19 protein-coding genes are annotated in these 26444 nt (G+C 67.2%); 14 read left to right on the top strand and 5 right to left on the bottom strand.

Features of this window, described 5'->3' with window-relative positions; translation table 11 throughout:
- The first annotated feature begins 7 nt into the window (after window positions 1-7).
- From AC1DEZ_RS14075 to AC1DEZ_RS14065, 3 genes are all read left to right on the top strand, one after another.
- On the top strand, window positions 8-1111 hold the full coding sequence (locus tag AC1DEZ_RS14075) for an alpha/beta hydrolase family protein (RefSeq protein ID WP_441511107.1): 1104 nt from the start codon (window positions 8-10) through the stop codon (window positions 1109-1111).
- Window positions 1112-1210: 99 nt separating this feature from the next.
- Window positions 1211-2812 carry a peptide ABC transporter substrate-binding protein gene (locus AC1DEZ_RS14070; protein ID WP_441511106.1) on the top strand — a complete coding sequence of 534 codons (1602 nt, stop codon included), beginning with the start codon at window positions 1211-1213 and terminating at the stop codon, window positions 2810-2812.
- A gap of 111 nt (window positions 2813-2923) precedes the next feature.
- On the top strand, window positions 2924-3781 hold the full coding sequence (locus tag AC1DEZ_RS14065) for a D-amino-acid transaminase (RefSeq protein WP_441511105.1): 858 nt from the start codon (window positions 2924-2926) through the stop codon (window positions 3779-3781).
- 125 nt (window positions 3782-3906) lie between these two features.
- On the opposite strand, the gene guaD is transcribed toward AC1DEZ_RS14065, so the two are convergent.
- Window positions 3907-5226 carry a guanine deaminase gene (guaD, locus tag AC1DEZ_RS14060; RefSeq protein WP_441511104.1) on the bottom strand — a complete coding sequence of 440 codons (1320 nt, stop codon included), beginning with the start codon at window positions 5224-5226 and terminating at the stop codon, window positions 3907-3909.
- Between the two features lie 117 nt (window positions 5227-5343).
- Between guaD and xdhA the strand changes: the two genes are divergently transcribed.
- From xdhA to AC1DEZ_RS14010, 10 genes are all read left to right on the top strand, one after another.
- Entirely contained in the window at window positions 5344-6834 is a 1491-nt protein-coding gene (gene xdhA, locus AC1DEZ_RS14055) for a xanthine dehydrogenase small subunit (RefSeq protein ID WP_441511103.1), read from the top strand.
- Window positions 6827-9169: a xanthine dehydrogenase molybdopterin binding subunit gene (xdhB, locus tag AC1DEZ_RS14050; protein WP_441511102.1), complete on the top strand. Its 2343-nt coding sequence runs from the start codon at window positions 6827-6829 to the stop codon at window positions 9167-9169. Before xdhA ends, xdhB begins: the two co-directional genes overlap by 8 nt.
- Before the next feature lie 174 nt (window positions 9170-9343).
- Window positions 9344-10186, top strand: a complete 843-nt coding sequence (gene xdhC, locus AC1DEZ_RS14045) for a xanthine dehydrogenase accessory protein XdhC (RefSeq protein ID WP_441511101.1) — start codon at window positions 9344-9346, stop codon at window positions 10184-10186.
- The gene (locus AC1DEZ_RS14040) at window positions 10170-11717 is read left to right on the top strand and encodes an ABC transporter ATP-binding protein (RefSeq protein WP_441511100.1); all 1548 of its coding nucleotides are present in this window, start codon (window positions 10170-10172) and stop codon (window positions 11715-11717) included. The genes xdhC and AC1DEZ_RS14040 overlap by 17 nt, the downstream gene beginning before the upstream one ends.
- On the top strand, window positions 11710-12774 hold the full coding sequence (locus tag AC1DEZ_RS14035; protein ID WP_441511099.1) for an ABC transporter permease: 1065 nt from the start codon (window positions 11710-11712) through the stop codon (window positions 12772-12774). The genes AC1DEZ_RS14040 and AC1DEZ_RS14035 overlap by 8 nt, the downstream gene beginning before the upstream one ends.
- A gap of 184 nt (window positions 12775-12958) precedes the next feature.
- Complete coding sequence (locus tag AC1DEZ_RS14030; RefSeq protein WP_441511098.1) at window positions 12959-13882, top strand: ABC transporter permease; 924 nt, start codon at window positions 12959-12961, stop codon at window positions 13880-13882.
- Window positions 13883-13913: 31 nt separating this feature from the next.
- Window positions 13914-14993 carry a BMP family ABC transporter substrate-binding protein gene (locus tag AC1DEZ_RS14025; RefSeq protein WP_476779826.1) on the top strand — a complete coding sequence of 360 codons (1080 nt, stop codon included), beginning with the start codon at window positions 13914-13916 and terminating at the stop codon, window positions 14991-14993.
- Window positions 14994-15319: 326 nt separating this feature from the next.
- Entirely contained in the window at window positions 15320-15592 is a 273-nt protein-coding gene (locus AC1DEZ_RS14020; RefSeq protein WP_265052451.1) for an HU family DNA-binding protein, read from the top strand.
- Window positions 15593-15739: 147 nt separating this feature from the next.
- A complete protein-coding gene (locus tag AC1DEZ_RS14015; protein ID WP_476779825.1) occupies window positions 15740-16915 on the top strand; it encodes a vWA domain-containing protein in 1176 nt (391 codons plus the stop codon).
- Between the two features lie 55 nt (window positions 16916-16970).
- Window positions 16971-17570: a hypothetical protein gene (locus AC1DEZ_RS14010; RefSeq protein WP_441511095.1), complete on the top strand. Its 600-nt coding sequence runs from the start codon at window positions 16971-16973 to the stop codon at window positions 17568-17570.
- Window positions 17571-17573: 3 nt separating this feature from the next.
- On the opposite strand, the gene AC1DEZ_RS14005 is transcribed toward AC1DEZ_RS14010, so the two are convergent.
- The 3 genes from AC1DEZ_RS14005 to AC1DEZ_RS13995 all read right to left on the bottom strand — a co-directional run bounded on the left by AC1DEZ_RS14005 (window position 17574) and on the right by AC1DEZ_RS13995 (window position 18854).
- Window positions 17574-17996 (bottom strand): universal stress protein, encoded by a 423-nt coding sequence (locus AC1DEZ_RS14005; protein WP_441511094.1) that lies wholly within the window; start codon window positions 17994-17996, stop codon window positions 17574-17576.
- A 116-nt stretch (window positions 17997-18112) separates the two neighbouring features.
- On the bottom strand, window positions 18113-18433 hold the full coding sequence (locus tag AC1DEZ_RS14000; protein WP_441511093.1) for a 2Fe-2S iron-sulfur cluster-binding protein: 321 nt from the start codon (window positions 18431-18433) through the stop codon (window positions 18113-18115).
- Between the two features lie 82 nt (window positions 18434-18515).
- On the bottom strand, window positions 18516-18854 hold the full coding sequence (locus tag AC1DEZ_RS13995) for an Hpt domain-containing protein (RefSeq protein WP_441511092.1): 339 nt from the start codon (window positions 18852-18854) through the stop codon (window positions 18516-18518).
- A gap of 253 nt (window positions 18855-19107) precedes the next feature.
- Between AC1DEZ_RS13995 and AC1DEZ_RS13990 the strand changes: the two genes are divergently transcribed.
- The gene (locus tag AC1DEZ_RS13990; protein WP_476779824.1) at window positions 19108-25338 is read left to right on the top strand and encodes an apolipoprotein A-IV repeat region-like domain-containing protein; all 6231 of its coding nucleotides are present in this window, start codon (window positions 19108-19110) and stop codon (window positions 25336-25338) included.
- A 95-nt stretch (window positions 25339-25433) separates the two neighbouring features.
- On the opposite strand, the gene AC1DEZ_RS13985 is transcribed toward AC1DEZ_RS13990, so the two are convergent.
- Complete coding sequence (locus tag AC1DEZ_RS13985; protein WP_441511090.1) at window positions 25434-26147, bottom strand: DNA helicase; 714 nt, start codon at window positions 26145-26147, stop codon at window positions 25434-25436.
- Window positions 26148-26444: the final 297 nt, after the last annotated feature.

Below are 26444 nucleotides of genomic sequence, written 5' to 3'. Positions count from 1 at the left end.
CGGCGCGATGCCCCTGCCACGCGCTCTACTGGCCCTCACGATCGGTCTTTGCCTGGCCGCGACGGCGACACCGGCACAGGAGCCGCTGCGCGAGGAGCCCGGTTTCCTGCGCGTCCAGATCGATGGCCGCGTAGCTCGCCTCGAAACCCTGGTCGTCCGCCCCGATCGCGCGTCGGGCCGTCTGCCACTCGCGCTGATCACGCATGGCAAGGCGCCGAGTCATACGAGGATGGGCGATCTGCGCGCCGTCGGTTATGCGGCCATCGCACGCGACCTCGCCCGCCGGGGCTGGATCGCCGCGGTCGTCGTCCGGCGCGGTTTTGGACAATCGGACGGCCCCTTCTCCACGGAAGGTGCGGGTTGCGACCTGCCCAACATGGTGCCGCGTTTCGAGAGCGACGCAAAGGAGCTCGAGGCCGCGCTCAAGGCTTTGACAGAGCGACCCGACGTCGCGCCCGACCGCATCATCGCCTTGGGTGAATCGGCGGGCGGCGCCGCAGTCATGGCGCTGGCCCAACGCAAGCCGCCCGGCCTGAAGGCCGTGATCAACGTCGCCGGCGGGCTCGATCTCAGCGACTGCGTCGAGAAGGGCCGGGACGCGCTCGTCGCGACCGTCCGGCACTGGCCGTGGAAGGATACCGTGCCGCAGCTCTGGGTCTATGCCGGCAACGACGAGCTCTTCCCGCCGTTCCTCGTCGACCGTATGCGGGGCGCGGCTCTCGACCGTGGCGGCGACGTACGTCTCATTGCGTTGCCGGAGGTCAAACCACGCGGCCACGCCGCCTTGCAGAACGGCAGAGCCCGCTTCGTTTGGCTCCGGGAGATGGACACTTCTTTGCGCGCCTGGAATCTGCCGACCCATTCTCCGGGACGGCCGAAGACGGAGTTCGACCGCATCGGCCTCGAAGGACGTGCTTCGGTGTTCGAGAACTATTTCAGCGCGCCCGGTGAAAAGGCGATGGCCGTCAGCCGAACCGGCAAGAGCTTCACCTACCGCTACGGCGAAAAGGATCTCGAGGCAGCCCGTCGCAACGCGCTGTCCGATTGCGGCAAGAAGGCCGAGGATTGCCGCCTGGCTTTCGAGAACGACCAAGCCGTCGACGCGCCCTAGGCAGGATCGGCTTTTCCGACTTGGCAGACTCACTCAGGCGGGTTCTACTTCCCTCCGTCGGGCATCGCTCGCAACGGCGCCCGGTCAAGGGAGGTTGCCATGCTCGACGTCACGCGCCGCACAGCTCCTCTGGCATTCGCCGCCATCCTGGCCGCAACCCGCGCCGAAGCGGTCCAGAGCCGGATCGTCTTCCACCGGGGCAATGACGGCGACCCCGAAACGCTCGATCCGCACAAGACCTCCACCGTCGCCGAAGCGCATCTGCTGCGCGACCTGCGCGAAGGCCTCGTCATCCACAATATGAGGGGCGAGGTCGTGCCCGGCGTCGCCGAGAGCTGGACGATGAGCCCGGACGGCAAGAGCTGGCGCTTCAACCTGCGCCCCAACGCGAAATGGTCGAATGGCGACCCGGTACGTGCCGCCGACTTCGTCTACTCCTTCCGCCGTATCCTCGATCCGGAAACCGGCGCGCGATACGCCAACCTGCTCTATCCGATCCGCAATGCCGAGCCGATCCACAAGGCATCGACCGGCTCCGCCCTCGACGATCTCGGCGTGGTCGCTTCCGGCGAGCACGTGCTGGAGATCGCGCTCGAACGGCCGACGCCCTATCTGCTCGAGCTTCTGACCCATCAGAGCACGCTGCCCGTCCATCCCGCCAGCACGGCCAAGGCTACGCAGGAACCGGGGCGCCCAGAAAACTGGATCACCAACGGCGCCTACATGCTGAAGGAGTTCGCCCCGAATTCGCATATCCGCCTCGATCGGAACCCCCATTTCCACGACGCCGCCAATGTGAAGATCGACACGGTGATCTTCTATCCGGCCTCCGATCTCGTGGCGGCGGCCCGGCGCTTCCAGGCCGGAGAGTTGCATCTGACGACAGACATTCCGGCAGACCAGTTCAAGCAACTGCGCCAGAAACTCGGAGACCAGGTTCGGATCGGCCCCTATCTCGCGACCTATTTCCTGATCCTCAACAGCGCCAAGCCGCCCTTCGACGATGCCCGCGTGCGCCGGGCTCTTTCGCTGCAGATCGACCGCGAATTCATCGCCGACCGGGTCTGGGGCGGTACGATGCTGCCGGCCTATGGGGTGGTGCCACCCCATATTGGCAATTACGGCGAGCGGGCCGAACTCGACTTCCGGCACAATTCGGTACTGGAGCGTGAGGAGGAGGCCAAGCGTCTTTTGGCCTCGGCCGGCTTCGGCAACAGCTTTCCGCTGCGGATCGAATACCGCTTCAACACGACCGACAACAACCGCCACACCGCCGAGGCGATCGCGGAACAATGGCACGCCATCGGTGTGGAGACCCGCTTCGTCGAGACCGACTACCGGACGCATTTCGCCTATCTGCGCGAAGGCGGCGATTTCGACGTCGCCCGCTACGGCTGGATCGGCGATTATTCGGACCCGCAGAACTTCCTGTTCCTGTTCCAGAGCGACAATGTCGGGTTCAACATCGGCAAGTACGGCAACCCGCAATTCGACTCGCTGATGAAGCTCGCCGCCGACGAACTCGACATCTCCAAGCGCGCCCTCATCCTGCGCGAGGCCGATAGCATCGTCATCAGCGAAGAGCCCTGGATTCCGCTGCTGCACTATTCGACCAAGAATCTCGTCTCGCCGAAGCTCGTCGGCTTCGAGCAGAACCTGCGCGGTGCGATCCCGACGCGGTTCCTCAGTCTGAAAGCCTAATACTGCGCCCTGCGCCAGACGCCGGGCCGTTTCCCTGCCTTGATGCTCGCAAGCGCCGCGAAGCTCCGCTAGGAAGAGCGCGTCCTTTTCCCACCCAGCGGGTCCGCAGCGATGAGCCGTATCGTCTATGTCAATGGCGCCTACCTCCCCGAGGAGGATGCCAAGATTTCCGTGTTCGATCGCGGCTTCATCTTCGGTGACGGCATCTACGAGGTTTCGGCCGTGATCGGCGGCAAGCTCGTCGACTGCGAGGCGCATCTGGCCCGCCTCGAGCGCTCCTGCGGCGAGATCCGGCTTGCGCTGCCTTGGTCGAAGGCCGAGCTCGTCGCGATCCATGAGGAGCTGATCAAGCGCAACAACCTCGACGAAGGCGGCATCTATCTGCAGGTCTCGCGCGGCGCGGCCGATCGCGACTTCCCCTTCCCGAAGGATGTCGCGCCTACGCTGGTGATGTTCACCCAGGCCCGCAATTTCGTGAACGCGCCGACGGCGAAGACCGGCATCAAGGTCGTCTCGACGCCGGACCTGCGCTGGGCCCGCCGCGACATCAAGAGCGTCAACCTGCTCGCGCCGGTGCTCGCCAAGCAGTTCGCGCTGGAGAGCGGGGCGCAGGAGGCCTGGCTGATCGAGGACGGCGTGGTGACGGAGGGTGCCTCCTCCACCGCCTGGATCGTCAAGGGCAAGACGCTGATCTCGCGCCCGCTCTCGAACAAGGTGCTGCCGGGCATCACCCGCAAGGCGGTGCTGGCCTATCTCGCGGAATCCGGTTTCGCCTTCGAGGAGCGCGAGTTCACGCTGGAGGAGGCGCTCGATGCCGAGGAGGCCTTCATCACCTCCGCGACCAGCCTCGTCATGCCGGTGACCTCGATCGACGGCCACACGATCCATAACGGCGCCCCCGGCCCGACCGCGCTGCGCCTGCGTGAGATCTATATCGCCTACGCCCGCAAGGGCGGCGTCCTGGGCTGAAATCGCAGGCCACTGCGTATCTCGTTGTCGTGCTCGCCCTTGTGGCGAGCATCCACGCCGTGAACGTCGCCCTCGACGAAGAAAGACGTGGATGGTCGGGACGAGCCCGACCATGACGGGCGGCGCTAAACGGCGTCCCCGGGCCGCTCTGCCCGCTCCCCCATCACATAGGTCGCGGCCACGTTACGCTCGTCGCCGAGCGTGACGAGCACAAACAGCTCCTCCGCGAGATCGCGCACCGTCTCCATGCGATGGGCCATCGCGCGTGTCGCCCCGGTGTCGAGCACGACGACATCCGCCTCGCGGCCAGGCTCGAAGTCTCCGATCAGATGGTCGAGGCCGAGCGCGACGGCATTGCCGCGCGTGATCGCGTGAAGCGCCGCGAAAGCGGAAAGCGACTGCCCCTGCAACTGCAGCACCTTGTAGGCCTCGGCCATGGTCCGCAGCATCGAATAGGAGGTGCCGCCGCCGATATCGGTCGCAACGGCGACCTCCACGCCGCGCTGCCGGGCATGGGCCCAGTCGAATAGGCCGGAGCCCAGGAACAGGTTCGAGGTCGGGCAGAACACCGCAACCGCGCCGGTCTCAGCAAAGGCCTGCCATTCGTTGTGGGTCATGTGGATGCAGTGCCCCATCAGGCTCTTAGGCCCGAGCAGCCCGTAGCCCCGGTAGATGTCGGCATAATCGGCCGCCTGCGGAAAAAGCTCGCTGGCCAAGGCGATCTCGGCCCGGTTCTCGTCGATATGGGTCTGGACATGGCAGTCGGGATGCTCCGCGGCGAGCCTTCCTGCCGCCGCCATCTGTTCGGGCGTCGAGGTGATCGCGAAGCGCGGGGTGATGGCGTAGAGCTGCCGGCCCTTGCCGTGCCAGCGCGCGATCAGCGCCTTCGAATCGCGATAGCCGCTCTCGGCCGTGTCGGTCAGCGCCTCCGGCGCGTTGCGGTCCATCATCACCTTGCCGGCGATCATGCGGGTATTGCGGCGCTGAGATTCGGCAAAGAAGGCTTCGGCCGATTGCGGATGGACTGAGCAATAGACTGCCGCCGTGGTCGTGCCGTTTGCCAAGAGCTCGTCGAGGAAGAAGCGCGAGAGCTTCTCGGCATGTCCCTGCTGCGCGAGCTTCTGCTCCTCGACGAAGGTGTATTTGTTCAGCCACTCCATCAGTTGCGCGCCGTAGGAGGCGACAACTTGCGTCTGCGGCATGTGGATGTGCGCGTCGATGAAACCCGGCATGATCAGATGCGGGCGATGGTCGATGATCTCGGCATCGGCCGGCAGCGTCCGCAGCAAATCCCGCGCCTCGCCGGCCGCCTTGATCATACCGTTCTCGATGACCAGCAGCCCGTCGGGGACATAGCGATGCGCAGCCTCGCCTGCTGTTTCCGGATCATCGACGAACCAGAGCAGGCGGCCACGCAGGGCGCGCAGGGCGGCGGGTGCAGTCACGGCGGGCAACTCCGGCACAATTCCACATCACATCTGCACCAAATCGAAGCTTCCGGCCAAGCGCGGATCGTGCCTAATCTGCAGGCATGAAATGGCTATGCGAGCGGAGCGGGCGGGATGCGTGAGACCTTGCGCTTCCTGCTCGGCGACAGGTTGGTCGAACTCGACCGCTGCGACCCGACTTTGACCGTGCTCGACTGGCTGCGCCTCGACCAGCGCATGACCGGCACGAAGGAGGGCTGCGCCGAAGGCGATTGCGGCGCCTGCACCGTCGTCGTCGGCCGGCTCGACCGCGGCAATCTGCGATACGAGGCGATCAATGCCTGCATCCGCTTCCTGCCGACGCTGGACGGCTGCCAGGTTCTGACCGTCGAGCATCTGAAGAGCACGGATGGCAGCCTCCACCCGGTCCAGCAGGCGATGGTGGAATGCCACGGCTCGCAATGCGGCTTCTGCACGCCAGGCTTCGTGATGTCGTTGCTGGCGCTCAGGCTCAACGAGGTCGAGCCGAGCACAGGGCGCATCGAGGATGCGTTGGCCGGTAACCTCTGCCGCTGCACCGGCTACGAACCGATCATTGCCGCAGGCCGCCGCATGGACGAGATCGCGCCGCGGGATGCGGATCGCTTCCTGCAGGAACGCGGGGCCGTGGCGAACAGACTCGCCGCGCTGAACGATACGGAAACGCTGGCCCTGCGGGGCGAAGGCGGGCGCTTCTACGCCCCGGCGACGGTCGAGGCGCTCGCCAATGTGATTGCCGCGCATCCGCAGGCGACGTTGGTCGCCGGCGCGACGGATGTCGGGCTCTGGGTCACCAAGGCCATGAAGCGCCTCGACCCGGTGATCTATCTCGGACGCGTAGAGGCTCTGCGGGCGATCACCGATGAGGGCGATCATCTCCGCTTCGGCGCGATGGCCGGCCATATCGACGTCCGCGCAGCGCTGGCCGGGCTTTCGCCGCAGCTCGACGAATTGATGCGGCGCTTCGGCGGCGAGCAGGTACGCAATGCCGGCACGGTCGGCGGCAATATCGCCAATGGTTCGCCGATCGGGGACCTGCCGCCGGCCCTGATCGCGCTCGGCGCGACGCTGGTGCTGGCGCGACGCGCCGAGGCCGGCATCGAGCGCCGCGTCATACCGCTCGAACGCTTCTTCCTCGACTATCGCAAGCAGGACCGGCGCCACGGCGAATTCGTCGAGGCCGTGCTGGTGCCGAAGCTGGCCCCCGGGATGCTCTTCCACGCCTCCAAGGTCTCGAAACGCTTCGACGAGGATATCTCGGCCGTCTGCAGCACCTTCCGACTGCAGCTCGGCCCGGATGGCCGCATCGGCGAAGCCCGCCTCGCCTATGGCGGCATGGCCGGCGTCCCGAAGCGGGCGGCGGCTGCCGAGGCCGCCCTGGTGGGCCGCGCGTGGGACGACGGCGCCGTCGCAGCCGCCGTCGCCGCGCTGGCGCAGGATTTCTCACCGCTCGACGACATGCGCGCCTCGGCGCATTATCGGCTGAAGATCGCCGGCAACCTGCTGCGCCGTTTTCTGATCGAGACGACGCAGCCCGCGACCGAAACGCGGGTCGCCGGCCTGCTGGCGGAGGCCACCCATGGCTGACGCACGCCACAAGCTCGATATCGCACTGGAGAGCGGCCCTGTGGGCAGCGCCCGCATCCATGACTCCGCGCCCAAGCATGTCGCGGGCGAAGCTGTTTATATCGACGACATCGCCGCGCCCGAAGGGCTGCTTCATGCCTATCTCGGCACGAGCGCCATCGCCCATGGCAAATTGCGGTCACTTGATCTCACGGCGGTGCGTGCCGCGCCGGGCGTCGTCGCCGTGCTGACGGCGGCGGACATCCCCGGCGCCAACGACATCTCCTCGACGCATCTGCATGACGAACCGGTCTTCGCGACCGAGGCCATCCTGTTCCACGGCCAGCCGCTCTTCGCCGTGGCGGCAGAGACGCGCGAGCAGGCACGCCGCGCCGCAACGCTGGCGAAGGCGGAGTATGCCGAGGAAGAGCCGCTGATCGACATCGCCACCGCGCGCGAAGCGGGAGGCAAGCTGGTCACCGCGCCGCTCAAGTTGGAACGGGGCGATGTCGCGGCCGCGCTCGCAGAGAGCCCGCGCCGGCTGAAGGGCTCGATGACGATCGGCGGGCAGGAGCATTTCTACCTCGAAAGCCAAGTCGCGCTGGCGATCCCCGGCGAGGACGAGGACATGGCCGTGCTGGTCTCGACCCAGCATCCGAGCGAGGTCCAGCACATGGTCGCCGCCGTGCTCGGCGTCGGCTCGCATGCGGTGACGGTCGAGGTCCGGCGCATGGGCGGCGGCTTTGGCGGCAAGGAGACGCAGGCCAATCTCTTCGCCTGCGTCGCCGCGCTCTGCGCCCGCAAGCTCAAACGGCCGATCAAGCTCCGGCCCGATCGCGACGACGACATGGCGATCACCGGCAAGCGCCATGATTTCGTCTGCGACTACGAGATCGGCTTCGACGACGACGGCCGCATCCATGCGCTCGATGCCGTCTATGCAGCGCGCTGCGGCTGGAACGCCGACCTGTCGGGGCCGGTAACCGACCGCGCCCTCTTCCACATGGATAATTGCTATTTCTACCCGGCGGTGCGCGCGCGCTCCGAGCCACTCTTCACCAACACCTGCTCGAACACGGCCTTCCGGGGCTTCGGCGGGCCGCAGGGCATGGTCGGGGCCGAGCGCTTCATCGAGGAGGTCGCCTTTGCGACCGGGCTCGACCCGCTGGAGGTGCGGCGGCGCAATCTCTATGGCGGGGCAGGCCGCGACGTCACGCCCTATCACCAGACGGTCGAGGATAACATCGCGGCCGAAATCATCGCCGATCTGGAGCGGCGCTGCGACTACCAGGCGCGCAAGACGGCAATCCGCGAGGCGAACGCAACGAGCCCCATCGTCAAGCGCGGAATCGCACTGACGCCGGTGAAATTCGGCATCTCCTTCACCGCGACCTGGTTCAATCAGGCCGGGGCGCTGGTGCATGTCTATACGGACGGCACGGTCGCGCTGAACCACGGCGGCACCGAGATGGGGCAAGGGCTCTACATCAAGGTGGCGCAAGTCGTGGCCCATTCCTTCGGCATCGGGCTAGACCAGATCAAGATCACCGCGACCACGACCGGCAAGGTGCCGAACACCTCGGCCACCGCCGCCTCCTCCGGCTCCGATCTCAACGGCATGGCGGCGCTCGACGCCTGCGAGACGATCAAGAAGCGGCTCACCGCCTTCGCCGCGAAGCACTGGCAGGAACTGCCAGAGGATATCGCCTTCCTGCAGGGGCGCGTGAAGATCGGCGCTCGCGAGATCGCCTTCAAGGAACTTGTCGCCGCCGCCTATATGGCGCGCGTCCAGCTTTCGGCGACGGGCTTCTACGCCACCCCCAAGATTCATTGGGATCGCAAGGCCGGGCGCGGCCACCCCTTCTACTATTTCGCCTATGGCGCSGCKGCTGCCGAGGTCGCGATCGACACGCTSACCGGCGAATACAAGGTCGAGCGTGTCGACATCCTCCATGATTGCGGGCAGTCGCTGAACCCCGCGATCGACAAGGGCCAGATCGAGGGCGGCTTCGTGCAGGGCATGGGCTGGCTGACGACCGAAGAGCTGGTCTGGGATAAAAAGGGCCGGCTCTGGACCCATGCGCCCTCAACCTACAAGATTCCCGTCGCCTCCGACCGGCCGCGCATCTTCAACGTCCACCTGCTGGAGAATGCGCCGAACCGCGAGCCGACGATCCACCGCTCCAAGGCGGTGGGCGAGCCGCCGCTGATGCTGGCGATCTCGGTTCTGCACGCGCTGTCGGATGCGGTGGCGAGCGTGGGCGACTATCGGATCTGCCCGCGCCTCGATGCGCCGGCGACGCCCGAGCGGGTGCTGGATGCAGTGGAGCGAGTCCGGGCGGAGGCTGGGCGATGAGGTTCGGAACCTCCCCCGTCATTCCGGGGCTTCGCGCAGCGGAGAGCCCGGAACCCATAACCGCCGACGACGTTCGAAAGAGCGTCACAGTGCCTGCCCTTTCCTTCTCGACCTGTGGTTATGGGTTCCGGGCTCAGGCCTGCGGCCTGCCCCGGAATGACGGGTGAGCAGCGCATGACCCTCGCCGCCTTCCTTGATGTCCATCAGCGCGAAGGCGTCGTGCTCGTCCGGATCGAAGCGGCGGAAGGCTCAACGCCGCGCGAGGTCGGCGCCCGCATGGCCGTGAGCCCCGGTGCCATCGCCGGGACGATCGGCGGCGGGCAACTCGAATTCCACTGCATCGACCTCGCCCGGCACATGCTGAGCGAGGGCGCCGAGGACCAACTGCTCGACATTCCGCTTGGCCCGCAGATGGGACAGTGCTGCGGGGGGCGGGTCCGTGTTTCGCTGCGCCATGCCGGTACGGCCGAGATCGCCCTGTTCAGCGCCCGCGAGAAAGCGGAGGCAGCGGCGCGGCCACCGGTGCTGATCTTCGGCGCCGGCCATACCGGCAGGGCCCTGGCCCATGCGCTGGCGCCCCTGCCCTTCTCGGTTTCGCTGATCGACGATCGCGACGACGTCATGGGCGGGCTGCCAGCCGCCGTCACCTGCATCCGCATGGCCGATCCCGTCGATGCGGTCGCGAGCGCTCCGGCAAAGGCCGCCTTCGTCGTGCTCTCGCACAGCCACGCGCTGGACTACCGGCTGACAGAGGCGGCGCTGGCGCGCGGCGATGCGGCCTATGTCGGCATGATCGGCTCGGCGACCAAGCGCGCCCGCTTCGAGTCGAGTTTTCTGCGCAGCGGCGGCCGACGCGAGGCTCTGGCACGATTGACCTGCCCGATCGGCGGTTCCGATGTGGACGACAAGCGCCCGGAGGTGATCGCGGCCTTGACGACAGCCGAGCTGGTGCGTTGCTTGCTTGGCCGCCGGGAACCGGCGAGAGGGAGACGCCCGAGACATGAATCAGCCGCGTGAGCAGGAAGTGCCGCCGCGGCTGGCGCTCGCCCATATCTCCAAGAGCTTTCCCGGCGTCAAAGCCAATGAAGACATCAGCCTGAGCGTCAGGCCCGGCGAGATCCACGCCCTGCTCGGCGAGAACGGCGCCGGCAAGTCTACGCTGGTCAAGATCATCTACGGCGTGCAGCAGGCCGACGAAGGCACGATCCACTGGAATGGCTCGGCCGTCTCGATTCCGTCGCCCAAGGCGGCGCGCAAGCTCGGCATCGGCATGGTCTTCCAGCATTTCTCGCTGTTCGACGCGATGACCGTGATCGAGAACATCGCGCTCGGGCTCGACGAAGCGGTGGATCGCGAGGAGCTGAAGCGCCGCGTCGCGGCGATCCTGCAATCCTACTCGCTGCCGCTGGATCCGGAGCGGGAGGTGCATACGCTCTCGGTCGGCGAGCGCCAGCGCATCGAGATCGTGCGCTGCCTGCTGCAGAAACCGAAACTGCTGATCATGGACGAACCCACCTCGGTGCTGACGCCGCAGGAGGTGGAGCGCCTGTTCGAGACGCTGCGCCAAATCGCGGCGCAGGGCTGCTCGATCCTCTACATTTCGCACAAGCTGCATGAGATCAAAGCGCTCTGCGACAGCGCCACCATCCTGCGCGGCGGGCGCGTGGTCGCGACCTGCGATCCAAAGGTCGAGACGACCAAGCGCATGGCCGAGTTGATGATCGGCGCGGAGCTGCGCAAGATCGAGCACGGCAAGACGGCCGGCAGCGGCGCTGTCCGATTGGAGGCCAAGGGGCTTTCGCTGCCGGGCGAGCCGCCTTTCGGCACCGATCTGGAGAACGTTACCTTCGAGGCGCGGGCGGGCGAGATCCTCGGTATCGCCGGCGTCGCCGGCAACGGACAGGCCGAGCTGCTGACCGCGCTCTCGGGCGAGCAACTCGCCGGCTGGGCCGAGGCGATCAGGCTCGACGGCAGGGCCATCGGCCTGGAGGGCGCCGGGACGCGCCGGGCGCTCGGCCTCGCCTGCGTGCCCGAAGAGCGAAACGGCCACGCCGCGGTGCCCGATTTCTCGCTCGCCGACAACGGTGTCCTGACCGCGCGCCACAGGCTTCCATTGGCGCCGCACGGCTTCATCAGCCGGGGCGCCGTCCGGCGCTTCGCCGATGGCGTCATCAAGCTCTTCGATGTCAGGACCACCGGCAATGCCGCGCTCGCCCGCTCGCTCTCGGGCGGCAATCTGCAGAAATTCATCATGGGCCGCGAGATCGGCCAGCAGCCGGCCGTGCTCGTGGTCTCGCAGCCGACCTGGGGGGTCGATGCGGGCGCCGCCGCCGCGATCCGGCAGGAACTCGTCGACCTCGCCGCCAAGGGCTCGGCTGTGGTGGTGATCTCGCAGGATCTCGACGAATTGCTCGAGCTTGCCGACCGGCTCTGCGTCATCAATGAAGGCCGGCTCTCGGCGCCGCGCCCGGTCGCGAGCCTCGGCATCGACGAGATCGGCCTGATGATGGGCGGCGTCCACGGCGCGGAGGGAGCCGTTCATGCTTGAATGGCGCCGCCGCCGCGAGCCGAGCACGCTGATGCTGGCCTTGAGCCCGTTGATCGCGATCGGTCTGACCATGCTGCTCGGCATGATCGTCTTCACCGCCATGGGCTATGACGGCTTCCATGCGGTCGGGAGCATTTTTCTGACGCCGTTCCTGGAGCCGCAGCGCTGGGCCGATATCGGCGTCAAGGGCGCGCCGCTCATCATGATCGCGCTTGGGCTGGCCATCGGCTTCCGCGCCAATGTCTGGAACATCGGCGCGGAGGGGCAATACATCATGGGCGCCATCGCCGGTACCAGCGTCGCGCTCGCGACCTACGACATGACCGGCTGGTGGATCCTGCCCGCGATGGTATTGGCCGGCATCCTCGGTGGCATGGCCTGGGCCGCGATCCCCGCCTTCCTGCGCGTCAAGCTGCAGGTCAGCGAGATCCTGACCAGCCTGATGCTGACCTATGTCGCGGTCCAGTTCCTGTATTTCCTCGTGCGCGGACCGTGGAAGGACCCGGACGGCTTCAATTTCCCGCAAACGCGGATGTTCACGGCCGACCAGACGCTGCCGACGGTGCTCGAAGGCTCGCTCGTCCATCTCGGTATCCCGGTCGCGCTCGTCCTTGCCGTCATCGCCTGGCTGCTGATGGAGAAGACCACCGCCGGCTATGCCATCAAGGTCGTCGGCCTTGCGCCCGCCGCCGCCCGCCATGGCGGTTTCAGCGCCGCACGCGCGACCTGGGCGACGCTGCTGATCAGCGGCGCGCTCGCCGGCCTCGCCGGGCTGTTCGAGGCAGCCGGCCCCTTCGGGCAGCTCACCCCGCAATTCCCGGTCGGCTACGGCTTCACCGCGATCATCGTCGCCTTCCTCGGCCGGCTCAATCCGCTCGGCATCGTCTTCGGCGGCCTCGTGCTGGCCGCGACCTATGTCGGCGGCGAGATCGCGCAATCGACGGTTCGGCTGCCGCAGGCCGCGACCGGCATGTTCCAGGCCACGCTGCTGTTCATGCTGCTCGCGACGGACGTGCTGGTCCGCTGGCGCATCGTCTGGAAGCGGAGGGCGGTGTGATGCGTTTCGCGACGGAACCTCGCCGTCATTCCGGGGCGGCCCGCAGGGCCGAGCCCGGAACCCATGAACACCGGCCAAGCCGCAGGAATCGCCGGGTTCGGGCTAGCATATCTGGACAAGAACCTGTGTTCATGGGTTCCGGGCTCATCGCTTCGCGATGCCCCGGAATGACGAGGGGGAGCGCATGACGACGGCCATGCTCGTCTCCATCCTGATGACCCTGATCGCGGCTTCGACGCCGTTGCTGCTGGCGGCGCTGGGCGAGCTCGTCGCCGAGAAGGCAGGCGTGCTCAACCTCGGCGTCGAGGGCATGATGCTGTGCGGCGCGGTCGCCGGCTTCGCCGTCGCCTTCTCGACCGGCAGCACTGGCATTGGCCTCGTCGCGGCCGCCTGCGCCGGTATCGCTGCCTCGATGGTCTTTGCCGTGCTCGCCCTCTCGCTGATGGCCAATCAGGTCGCGACGGGCCTCGCGCTGACGATCTTCGGCATCGGCGCCTCCTCCCTGATCGGCGCCGGCTTCGTCGGGCGCACCGTGACGCGCCTGCAGCCGGTGTTTCCGGCGGCGCTTTCGGAACACCCGCTGCTCCGGGTGATCTTCGGCCACGACATCCTCGTCTATCTCTCGCTGGCACTCGTCGCGGGCGTCAGCTACTTCCTGCACCGCACGCGCCCGGGACTTATTCTGCGCGCTGTCGGCGAGAACGATGCCTCCGCCCACGCCATCGGCTATCCCGTGATCGCGATCCGCTACGCGGCGATCGCCTTCGGCGGTGCGTTGGCCGGGCTCGGCGGCGCCTATTTCTCGCTGGCGCTGACGCCGATGTGGGCGGACCGGCTGACCGCCGGACGCGGCTGGATCGCGCTGGCGCTCGTCGTGTTCTCGGCCTGGAAGCCGGGGCGACTGCTGCTCGGCGCCTATCTCTTCGGTGCCGTGATGACGCTCGAATTACAGGCCAAGGCCGCCGGCGTGACCTGGCTCGCGCCGGAGGTGCTGGCGATGGCCCCCTACCTTGCGACCATTGCGGTTCTGACCATGATGTCGCTAGGACGAAAGACCGGCCGGCTCGACGCGCCTGCCTGCCTCGGCAAACCCTTCTCGGCGTCCTGACGCCGCATCCGACTACGGGGAGTTATAGGACATGACCAGCATCATCACCCGCCGCAGGCTGACCTTCGGCGCGGCCGCAGCCACCACCCTGCCGATCCTCGGCCGCGGCGCCTCGGCACAGTCGCCGCTCGGCGTGGGCTTCATCTATGTCGGCCCCATCGGCGACCACGGCTACACCTGGACGCATGACCAGGGCCGGCTCGCGCTGGAAAAGGAATACGGCGCGAAGATCAAGACCAGCTTCATCGAGAACGTCGCGGAAGGCCCTGATGCCGCCCGCGCACTGCGCCAGCTCGCCCAGGCCGGCAACCAGCTGATCTTCTCGACCTCCTTCGGGTTCATGAACCCGACGATCCAGGTCGCCAAGCAGTTCCCGAAGATCAAGTTCGAGCACGCCACCGGCTATATGCGCGCCGAGAACGTCGCCACCTACAATGCGCGCTTCTATGAGGGCCGCGCCGTGATCGGCACCATCGCCGGCCACATGTCGAAGACCGGTCAGGCCGGCTACGTCGCCTCCTTCCCGATCCCGGAGGTGGTGATGGGCATCAACGCCTTCCACCTCGCCGCTCGGAAGGTGAACCCGAACTTCAAGACCAAGGTCGTCTGGGCCTCGACCTGGTACGACCCCGCCAAGGAAGCCGACGCCGCCAAGGCGCTGATCGACCAGGGCGCGGACATGATCACGCAGCACACCGACTCGGCGGCTCCGCTGCAGGCGGCCGAGCAGCGCGGCGTCTTCGCCTTCGGCCAGGCCTCCGATATGAAGGCCTTCGCGCCGAAGGCCCATCTCACCGCCATCGTCGACGACTGGTCGGGCTACTACATCAAGCGCGTCAAGGATGTCATGGACGGCAGCTGGAAGACCGGCGACGTCTGGGGCGGCCTGAAGGCAGGAATGGTCAGGATCGCGCCGTACAACGACGCGGTCACGCCCGCGGCACGCGCGGCCGCCGACGAGGTGATCAAGAGCATCTCTGCCGGCACGCTGCACCCCTTCACCGGCGAACTGAAGGATCAGAAGGGCGAGGTTCGCCTCAAGGCCGGCGAGACGGCGAGCGACGAGATGCTCTCCAAGATGGACTGGTACGTCGACGGCATCCAGGCCTGATTCCGCTCTCCATCGGCGCCGGCGGGCTTGCTCCCGCCGGCGGCACGATTCGCAGGTCCTTGTTTGCCTTTCACCGTCAGGGAATGGTCCCGGGAGTGCCTACCCCCGTAGAAATCGGCATTATCGACCCTATTATCGACGGAACGAAGCCGTTTCCTGTGCGTATCTACCGCCGCGGGCATCGTCTTTCCGCGATAACCGTGGCAACTGCGTGAGTTGCGCGCCGCGAATAGCATCCATGTGTCGCGGTCGCTCGTGTCGGAAACGAGCATGAACGGCCGTAGTCCAGCACGCGACGCCTGAAGCACCTTCTCAAGGAGGATTTCATGACCAAGAACGAACTGATCGCCGCCATCGCGGATGAGACCGGCAAGACGAAGGCGGACGTCTCCGCCATCCTGGCCTCTCTCGGCACGACCGTCGCCAAGACACTCAAGAGCGGCGACGACGTCACGCTCGGCGGCATCGGCAAGCTCTCCGCCGCCAAGCGCGAGGCCCGCGAGGCCCGCAATCCGTCGACCGGCGCGACCATCAAGGTTCCGGCCAAGACCGTCGTGAAGTTCAAGGTCACCAAGGACCTCGCCGACGCGGTGGCGTAACGCCATCCATCGGGATCGAGCGGCGTTCGCGTTCCCTAGCGCGAACGCCGCTTGAGTCTCGCCGTCATGCTCGGACTTGACCCGAGCATCTCTTCGACGAGATTCTCGGGTCTACGCTTCGCTCCGCCCGAGAATGACGCTGGCTCCATGTTCCTTCGCCTCTTCACCGATCTGCGCGCCGCCAAGGTCCCCGTGACCCTGCGCGAATATCTGACGCTGCTCGAAGGCGTCGAGGCCGACCTCGCCGAGCACAAGGTCGACGAATTCTACTATCTCGCCCGCGCTACGCTGGTGAAGGACGAGCGCCATCTCGACAAGTTCGACCAGGTCTTTGCCCAGGTATTCAAGGGCATGGAGACGCTGGGCCAGGCGATCGAGGAAGCCGGCATTCCCGAGGAATGGCTGCGCAAGCTCGCCGAGAAATTCCTGACCGACGAGGAAAAGGCGCAGATTGATGCGCTGGGCTGGGACAAGCTCTGGGAGACGCTGAAGCAGCGGCTCGCAGAGCAGAAGGACCGTCACCAGGGCGGCAACAAATGGATCGGCACCGGCGGCACCTCACCCTATGGCGCCTATGGCTACAATCCCGAAGGCATCCGCATCGGTCAGGACAAGAACCGCAATTTCCGAGCGGTGAAGGTCTGGGACAAGCGCGAGTTCAAGGATTTCGACGACACGCGCGAGCTCGGCGTGCGTAACCTGCGCGTCGCATTGAGGCGGCTGCGCCGCTTCGCCCGTACGGGCGCGGCCGAGGAACTCGACCTCGACAACACGATCAGCGAGACGGCCAAGCACGGCTATCTCGACGTCAAGCTGCGGCCGGAGCGACGCAACGCCGTGAAGGTGCTGCTCTTCCTCGATGTCGGCGGCTCGATGGACTGGCATATCGAGCTGGCCGAGGAGCTGTTCTCGGCGGCGCGGGCCGAGTTCAAGCATTTCGAGCATTTCTACTTCCACAACTGCCCCTATGAGCGCGTCTGGAAAGAGAACCGCCGCCGTCACGACCAGATCATCCCGACTTGGGACGTGCTGCGGACCTATCCGGCCGATTACCGCCTCGTCTTCGTCGGCGATGCCTCGATGAGTCCCTACGAGATCGCGATGCCCGGCGGCTCGGTCGAGCACTGGAACGAGGAGGCCGGCGAGGTCTGGATGAACAGGCTGGTGAACAAGTTCCCGAAATCGGTCTGGCTCAATCCGGTCCAGCAGCATCTGTGGAACTATACGCAATCGATCCGTCAAATCGGCGGGTTGATGGGCGGACGCATGTTCCCGCTGACGCTCGACGGCCTCGATGGTGCGATGAGAGTTCTGGCGCGCTGAACCACGACGATCGGCCCGCTTCCCTTGGGCGGCCGGAATGCTCTAACTGCCCGCCATGACGAACAACCACGACGACGACGCCCCTGCCCCGAGCTGGCGCCAACGCCCGAAGCCTGTCGGATTCGAGATCAGCTACAGGCTCGACGGCGACACCCTCGAGATCGATCGGACGCGCCGCGTCGACAGCGTCAGGCTCAGCGCCGTCGAGCAGGTGCGTTTCGTCTATGCGCCAGGCAACATCTCGTCCAAGGGCTACAAGACGCAGCTAAGGCTCAGCGACGGCCGGACCGTGACTTTCGGCAACCTGTCATGGCGCTCGCTGACGGACCTCGATCGCGACGATGCGCGCTATCACCGCTTCGTCTCGGCATTGTCAGCCGCAATCGCACGGGCCAACCCGCGCGCCCGCTTCGTCGCCGGGCGGCCGAAGCCGCTCTGGCTCGGCGTCGTGTTCGTGGGCGCGGTGTCGCTGCTGATGCTCGCCGCCTTCACGTTGCGCGCCTTCCAGCAGGGAGCGACCAATGCCGGGCTGCTCGGCCTGCTGCTGGTCGCGGCCTCGTTCTGGCAGGTCTGGCCGCTCGTCAGCCTCAACCGGCCGCGCGAACTCGCGACCGGCGAAGTGCCCGACAGCCTCGTTCCCGGCCGCCCCGGCTAACGCTCAGCGCACCACCAGCACCGAGGACTTGGCCCGGCGCACGATGGCGGAGGCGTTCGAGCCGATGACGTAGGCCAGCATGCCGGGCTCGTGCGAGCCGATGACGATGAGATCGGCCCCGGCCGCATCAGCCTCGGCCAGCACCTCGCCATGGACCGAGCCCAACAGCACCTTCGCCGAGACCTGATCGGCCGGCAGGTCGACCGTGGCAGCGATTTCGGCAAGCTTCGCTTCGGCGTCCTGCTGCTGTTCGGAATCGAAATCAGCAGGGACGAATTCCATGTACGTGACAGGGATCAGCGAGCGGACATAGACCAGCCGCACCACGCCGCCCGATATCTTGGCGAAGGATACGGCGGCAGCGATCGCTGGCTTGGCTAGATCGGCCTCCGCCAGATCGACGGGAACCAGAATCGACTTGTACATCGTATCCTCCAAGGCTGGTTGCAGAACCATTCTGGAGTTTGCCAGCACGCGCGCCATGATCCAGCGCAAAATGCGCGCTGCGGCAGGGCGCCGCGCGCCGGTCGGTCAGCGGAGTTTCAACCCTGGCGCGCGGGGGTGCGCACGACCAGCCCGTCAAGATTGTCTCTGATCCGGATCTGGCAGGAGAGACGCGAGGTCGGCCGGACGTCGAAGGCGAAGTCCAGCATGTCCTCTTCCATCGGCTCGGCATGGCCGACGGCTTCCATCCAGGCATCGTCGACATAGACGTGGCAGGTGGCGCAGGCGCAGGCGCCGCCACATTCGGCCTCGATACCGGGAATCGCGTTGCGGATCGCCGTTTCCATCACCGTGGAGCCCGTTTCGCCCTCGACGGTGCGGCTCTCTCCGTGAGCGTCGATGAAGGTGATGTTCGGCATAAGAAACTCCGGCGCGCTATGACGGCCTCGCTTAGAGCATTTCAAAGCGGCACGGAACGGGCTTTTCCGCCGCAGCGCCGGTTCAGGCCGCGCAGTCGAAGCGCGCGATCGCCGCCCGTGCCTCGGCGGCGGCCAGGGCTAGTTCATCGAGAGCGCTCTCGGTCAGACGCGGCTCCGCATCGCCGAGGCTGTGCTCGATCCGATCTGCCGCTTGGGCGACCTGCCAGGCGCCAATGGCGCGGGCAGCGCCCTTCAAGGTGTGCGCCGCGTCCATCCGAGCTTGCGTGTCCGCGCTGCCGTGGATGGTGCGAAGATGCGCCACGCATTGCTGGGCGAACAGGGTGAGCAATTCGCGCTCGAGCTCATGATCGCCGCCGGTCTGGCGGTGAAGATGCTCGGTATCGATCGCGCTCTGGGGCATGGGCAACTCGTGAACATCGGATCGCCGCATGGGCGGTCTCACCCACTCCAAGAAGCGACTTGATGGTGAACGAGGCGTTAACGACGTTTGTGAATCGAGCACTCAAATGGGTTTCCAAGGTTACGGGGCTCCACTACCCTTCCAATTGGTAAATGATGGGCGCAGTGTCTCCGATCATCCCGGCCAGAGGCGGCAAGGGGCGACGGGGACGGGCTTTCGCGTCCATCGTCAGTAGCGTGGCGAGGCGGCAACGATGAATCGACCCAAGAAGCTCCAGGATCCCACTGAAGCTGCGATGTCGGCGATCGAGGAGGCGCTTCGACTCGACCAGCCCCAATCCGATATCGCCAGAGGCGAGACGGAGACGCTGGTCAGCGCCGAGCCCCGGCTTCCCATCACCAGCGAGAATGATCTCAAGCTCGAATTGCCGCGTGTCGAGCCTGCAGCTGCCGCCGCGCAGCCCGCGCCCGTAACCCCTCCCCCGGCGCAGCCGCGCGCCAGCGCTGCGCTTGCGCCCGACACCACCCGCGTCGCCAATGACGACCGCCGCGATTCCAGCTCGCTGGTGCAGGCTTTCGCCGTCCGCCCGTCGCGCAAGCCTTATTGGTTCGCCGCGCTCGCCTCGCTCGCCTGGCTGGGCGGCGCGGCCTTCGTGCTGTTCGGCCGCTACGGCTCCTTCAGCAATGGTCTTCCCGAGCCGGTCGCCAATTTCGGCATCGGCGAATGGACACTGCTTGCGCTCTCGATCGGTGCGCCGGTCGTGTTCTTCTTCGTGCTGGCGGCGCTCTATCGCCGTACGCAGGAGATGCGCCTGATCTCGCGGGCGATGACCGAGGTCGCGCTGCGTCTCGCCGAGCCTGAGGTCGCAGGGGCGGATTCCGTCCTGTCGCTCAGCCAGACCATCCGCCGCGAGGTCGCCGCCATGGGCGACGGCATCGAGCGCGCCGTGGCGCGCGCCGGCGAATTGGAGACGATCGTGCGCGGCGAGATCTCGACGCTCGAGCGCGCCTATGCCGACAACGAAATCCGGCTGCGTTCCCTGATCGACGAACTCGTCACCCAGCGCGAGGCCGTGGTCGGCAATGCCGAGCGCGTCAAGCTCGCGATCAGCGGCGCGCATGACGGGCTCGCCAAGGACCTAGACAGCGCCAGCCGTGTCATCGCCGAGGCCGTCGCGCAGGCAGGCGACCGCGTCACCGGTTCGCTCGGGGCCAAGGGCGACCAGATCACCCAGGCGCTCGGCCGGGCCGGCGAGCGGATGGTCGAGGAGATCAGCGGCCGCGGACATGATCTCGTCGAGAGGCTGCAGGTGACTTCGGGCGAGGTCTCCGAGCGGCTGGCCGGCGCCAGCGACAATCTTTCGACCATGCTCGACGGTCGCGCCAAGGAGATCGCAGGCTCGCTGGAACGCACGGGCGCTTCGCTGACCGAAGGTCTGACAGCCAGCGCCCAGGGCGTCACCCGCGCCATCAGCGAGACCGGCGCGCAGGTCGCGGAGTCGCTGACCGCCCGCGTCGATGTCGTCAACGAGACCCTGAAGAGCACCGGCGAGACGCTGGCCAAGGACATCTCCGCCCGCGGGACCGAGGCGGCGGAGCGTTTCGAGACCAGCAGCCGCAATATGGTCGCGCTGATCGAGAGCCAGAGCGAAGCCCTGCAGAAGCGCCTGTCGGAGTCCGGCGAGGCGCTGCGCAGCGCCCTCTCCGACGAGGGCGAGAGCGTCACCACCCGCCTTGCCGAGGTCGGCCGCGGCGTCAACGGCCTGCTCATCCGCCAGAACGAGGCCATCGCCAGCCGCCTCACGCAGGTCGGCGAGAGCGTCCATTCCCTTATCGGCACGCATGGCGACACGCTGGTCGGCCGCCTCAACGACACCGCTCGGACCGTCGACGACGTGCTCCGCGAGCGCAGCGAGGCGATCATCCTGCGCGTCAACGACGCCAGCGAGACGCTGAGCAATGCCGTCGAGAAGCATGGCGATGCGCTCACCGGCCGCATCACCGATGTCGCCGGCCAGGTGCACGGCCTGTTCACCGAGCAGGCAGGCAAGCTGGTCGATCGCCTCGGCGAAACCGGCGAGACCGTGCATGCTCTGCTCGACCAGCAGGCAGAGAAGCTCGTCGAGCGCGTTTCCGGCGCCGGCAACGAACTCGCCAACCTCGTCGGCCAGCAAAGCGGTTCCGCCGTGGCCCGCGTCTCGGAGGCTGGCAGCGAGCTGGCCCGCCTGCTCGTGGAACGCAGCGAAGCGGCCGTCGCCAACGTCTCCGAAGCCAGCCGCAACCTGACCGCGCTCATGGGCGAACAAGGCGATGCCACCGTCGCCCGCGTTTCCGATGCCGGCGCTGATGTCGCCCGGCTGCTCTCGGAGCGCAGCGAGGCGCTGGTCGCCAGCGTGTCGGGTGCCGTCAACACCGTCGAGACCCGCCTGCGCGACGAGAGCGACCTGCTCGTCGGCCGCCTGACCCAGGCCGGCCAGGACGTCGGCAACGTCGTCGGCCACCAGAGCGAGCGCCTGATCTCCGGCCTCTCCGAGACCGGCATGCGCGTCAGCGCCCTGCTGGAAGAGCAGGCCGGCGCAATGACCGTGAAGGTTTCGCAGGCAGGCCTCGAGATCAAGGATCTGCTCGGCAGCGAGAGCCAGGCTCTGGCGAGCCGCGTCGCCGATGTCGGCCGTTCCGTGCACGGCATCCTGGCCGAGCGCAGCAACGCGCTGATCTCCCGCCTCGCCGAAACCGGCGAGAGCATCGACCAGAAGCTGGAAGAGCGCGGCATGGTGCTCGCCCAGCGCATCACCGGCAGCGTCGAAGCCGCGCAGAACGCACTGGAACAGCAGCAGACGGGTTTCCTCGCGAGCATCGGCGAGACCGGCGACAAGGTCGGTGCCCTGCTCGGCGAGCAGCGCGAGACGATGGTCCGCGACCTCGTCAGCACCGGTCGCGAGGTCCACACCCTGCTCGGCGAGCAGAGCGAAGATCTGGCGCGCCGCATGACCGAGGCGACCCGCACGCTCACCGAGACGATCAATGTCGACGGCCGCCATGTCGCCGACCGCGTCTTCGAGGCGACGCAGGGCCTGCGCGACACCTTCACGATCCATGCCGAGGACGCGCGCACCATGCTCGCCGGCACCGGCCGCGAGATCGTGATGGCGCTCACCCAGCAGGGCGGACGCGTCAACGAAGCGCTTTCCGCCAACGCGGAATCGATGCTGCGTTCGGTCGAGGGCCGCGCCCAGGCATTGACCGAAGCCCTGGCGCAGCGCCACGACGCGCTGACTCGCCTCTTCGACGAGCGTGGCCGCGAGATCGAGACCGCGCTCGGCTCGCGCATGGCGACGCTGTCCACGCTGTTCGACACGCAGGGCCGCGAGATCGACACCGCGCTCGGCGCCCGCCTGTCGACGCTGTCCACCCTGTTCGACACGCAGGGCCGCGACATCGACACCGCACTCGGCGCCCGCCTCTCGGCGCTGGCCACCTTGTTCGACACGCAGGGCCGCGAGGTCGAGACCGCCCTCGGCGCGCGCCTGAGCGCCTTCGAGGACCTGATCGTCCGTCAGGGCGGTGCGCTCACCGCCAAGATCTCAGGCGATGCCCGCGAGCTCACCGAGGCGCTGCATAGCGGCATCGCCCAGGTCGAGAAGCTGATCTCCGAGGACGGCGTCACGCTCGCCGACAAGGTCGGCACCCGCGCGCTCGAAGCCGCAGAGCTCCTCGCCAGCCGCACCCGCGAAGCCGCGGATGCGATGGAAGGCCAGATCAAGCTGTTCGAGGACCGCTCGGGCGCCAAGAGCGCCGAGATCGCCGGCGCGCTCGACAGCCTGATCGCCCGCATCGACGGCAGCCTCGGCTCGCGGGCCACTGCCCTCAACGAGGCGCTGGTGGAACGCACGGTCGACATCGCCCGCGTGCTGGCAGAGGGCGGCCGCGAGGTCACCCGCGCGCTTGCCGCCAAGGCGGACGAGATCGGCGAGGTCGTGACCTCGAAGAGCGAGTCGCTGACGCGCACGCTCAGCGACAAGGCGGACAGCATCAACGCCACGCTGGGCGGCCGCGCCCTGCAGATCGCCGATACGCTCGACCAGAGCGTCGCGCGCTTCGAGGAGCGCGTCGTCAACCGGCTCGACACCGTCTCTCACACGCTCGACAGCCGTGGCGACGAAATCGCGACGACGCTGCAGGGACGCTCCGAGGCGATCGCAGCCACGTTGTCGGAACGGGCGCAGGAGCTGCGCGCGCTTTTCGACAACCAGGGCAACGGCATGGTCTCCTCGCTCGCCCAACAGAGCGAAGCCATCGCGGCCGCTCTCAGCGAGCGCGCCGAGCAACTGCGTACCCTGTTCGACGATCGCGGCCTGGGAATCGTCGCGGCGCTCGGCCGGCGCGGCGACGCCATCTCCGGTGCGCTCGACCAGCGTGCCGAGCAGCTGCGCGCGATCTTCGAGGATCAGGGCACCGGCGTCGTCACCGCGCTCGAACGCCAGGGCGCGGCGATCGCGAACTCGCTGGAGGAGCAGACGGATGCGCTGCGGACCGCGTTCGACGCCAAGGGCCACGGCCTTGTCGAAGTGCTCGGCCGCCAGGGCGAAACGCTGACCCAGTCGCTCGACGAACGGGTCGAGGCGCTGCGCGCAGTCTTCGACGCCAAGGGCAATGGCGCCGTCGAGGCGTTGAATGAGCGTGGTGAGGCGCTGGCCGCCGAGTTCGCCACGGTCGGGGAAACGGTGGTGCGCGCGCTCGAAAGCCGCGGCAACGCCATCGTCGCCGGGCTGCGTGACCGCGGCGCGGCCATCGCCAATGCGGTCGAGGCTTCGTCCAACGCGCTGCGCGAGACGCTTGAGGCCAGCTCGAAGCAGTCGGTCGAGGCCCTGGTCAGCACGAACGAGCAGCTGCGCGAGGAGCTCGGCGGCATGCTCGGCCGCCTGGGCGAAGCCAACAAGCTGATGCAGCAGATCGTCAACGGCGCGAACAAGAACCTGGCCGCCGTCGAGAACAGCCTGTCGACCCGCGTCGGCGAGTTGCAGAACGTCATCGGCACCGTGATGACGGAGGCAGGCAACGCCTCGCAGCAGGTCACGGCGCAGATCGCGGAGCTGAAGAGCTACTCGGAAGGCACCCTGCGCGAGACGACGGCCCTGATCGGCCAGCTCGACAATCGCGGCACCTCGCTCAACGAGGCGACGCAGGCCAGCAGTGCTGCGCTCAACGCCGTTGCCGGCCGGCTCGAACAGATCGAAGGACGCGTCGGCAACGCGCTGGCCGAGCGCCGCGATGCGCTGGAGCAGCTCCATGGGTTGATCGCCAACCGCACCGACGATGTCGAGGCGATCACCCGCTCCTTCGCTTCGCTGATCGACGAGTCGCTCGGCACCGCCGAGGCGCGAGCGCGCCAGATCGGCACCGTGCTCTCCGACTCGGCCGAATCGACGACGAGCGCCATCGCGCAGCAGTTCGAGACGATCCGCGCCGCGACCGGCAAGGAACGCGAGCGCACCGCGGAAGCCCTGCGCGAGGCCTATACCCAGGTCTCGACCGAGATCAGCGGCGAGCTCGCCAAGGTGACCGAGCGCTTCCAGAAGGCGGCGCAGGACATGCGCGGCATCACCGGCGACATCCAGCGCGAGCTGGAGGCAACGCGGGCAGAAATGAAGCGCGGCGTGCTCGAGCTGCCGAAGGAGGCACAGGAATCGACCTCTGCGATGCGGCGTGTCGTGGCCGAGCAGATCAAGGCGCTGAACGATCTCACCGAGATCGTGACGCGTTCCGGCCGGCGCGGCGACGTCTCGCTGCCGATCGACGCCGTCGTGAGCCGCAAGGCAACGGTCGCCGCCGCCCCTGCCCCGGCCCCGCAGTCGGCTCCGGCCTTCACGCCGGCGCCGCAGCCGAAGCCGGCGGCAGCGGAACCTCTGCTGCGCCCCTCGCTCGATGCCTCGGCCGAGACGGCGCGCGTCGCCACCCCTCGCGCGGAGCCCCGCAGCGAGCCCACTCCTGCGCCGAGCCGCCCGGCTCCGACCCAGGAGGCCCCGCGCCGGCAGCCCGACGCGACGGTGCAGCAGCCCGCCAAAGCCGGCTGGCTCTCCGATCTGCTCAGCCGCGCCTCGCGCGAGGACAAGCAGCCGGAGCCCAGCAAGCCGACGACCCATTCGATCGAGAAGCTCGACTCGCTCTCCGTCGATATCGCGCGGATGATCGACCATGACGCCGCCGTCGAGCTGTGGGATCGCTACAAGCGCGGCGAGCGCAACGTCTTCACCCGCCGGCTCTACACGCTGCAGGGCCAGCAGACCTTCGACGACATCCGCCGCAAGTACCGGCGCGACCCGGAGTTCAAGGAGACGGTCGATCGCTACATCGACGAGTTCGAGCGKCTGCTCGGCGARGCGGCCAAGGACGACCGCGACTCGATGGTGGCCAAGACCTACCTGACTTCGGAAACCGGCAAGGTCTACACCATGCTGGCCCATGCCAGCGGCCGCTTCGAGTAGGCGGCCGGTTCCCTGCGGACTGGAACGACAAAGGCCGCCCGAGAGGGCGGCCTTTCCTTTTGCGAGATGGTGGTTCCGGATAAGATCAGCTGACTCTACGCCGCGGCGCGGAAGCACACCTCGCCCCGGTTGAGGAAGCAGGCCTTGTCGAAGAGCGACAGGTCGAGCGGGTTGGGCAGCCGCACATCCGCGATGTCCGGAAACGGCTTGCCCGAGGCATCGTAGGACCGGTCGATCTGCGAGATGAAGATGAGGATCAGCCCCCTCTCCCGCGCGAAGGCTCGCAACGCCCTCACCTGAAGCGCCAGCTCCGGGGTATCGCGCCGCTGGTCGAGCAGTTGCAGGTAGTCGATGACCGCCACCGTGCCGCGCGGCGCCGTCGCCAGCGTTCCCACGATGTGGTCAGCGCTGATCGCATCGGAGCAATCGCAGTCGAACAGGCCGGCGAACTCATCCGGCTCGATGCCGAGCGCACGCAGGCGGCCCGCCACGTCGAGCGGCGTGTATTCGAGCGTGAAGAAGGCGCCACGACGGCCAGCTCTCATGGCTTCCGCCAGTAGGCCAAGGCTCGCCAGCGTCTTGCCCTGGCCCGGCCGCCCGGCCATCAGGACGAGATCGCCCGGCGTAAAGCGAGACAACAGCGCGTGGGCCGTTTCGGTTCGGGGCAGCTTCGCGACAAGCAAGCTCCAACTGCGATACCCTTCATCTGTCGCGATACGGTCGAGAGCGGCGTGGAGGGGAATCCGCTCTCTGCGGCTCAACAGCCTGGCTCTGCGCTTCAGTTGATGGATCGGGGCCGACAACGTCATGACATGAACCTCCTATCGCGGGCAGCGAGCGCAATCCCTCCTCATGCGTGATGCCCGGACAGTCGGTCAGATCGTCGAAATGCCCTGTATGATCATACTTCCCCGGCTGGAGGGGGGAGGCTCGGGCCGAGCCGGAATCAGAATTTAGAGCATTTCCGCGCATCTTCGAAGCGCGGAAATGCTCTGGATCGCCGCGCGTCCTCTCGGATGCGAAGTGGCGATCTATCTCTTTGTTTTAACATCGGATTTCTTCGAAAAATGGATTCCACTTTTCGGTCCGATGCTATAGCCCTTTGA

This window comes from Allobosea sp. 10L422 (assembly GCF_056395345.1).
The sequence above is the reverse complement of the archived record's forward strand: the minus strand, read 5'-3'. Positions and strand labels throughout refer to the sequence as shown.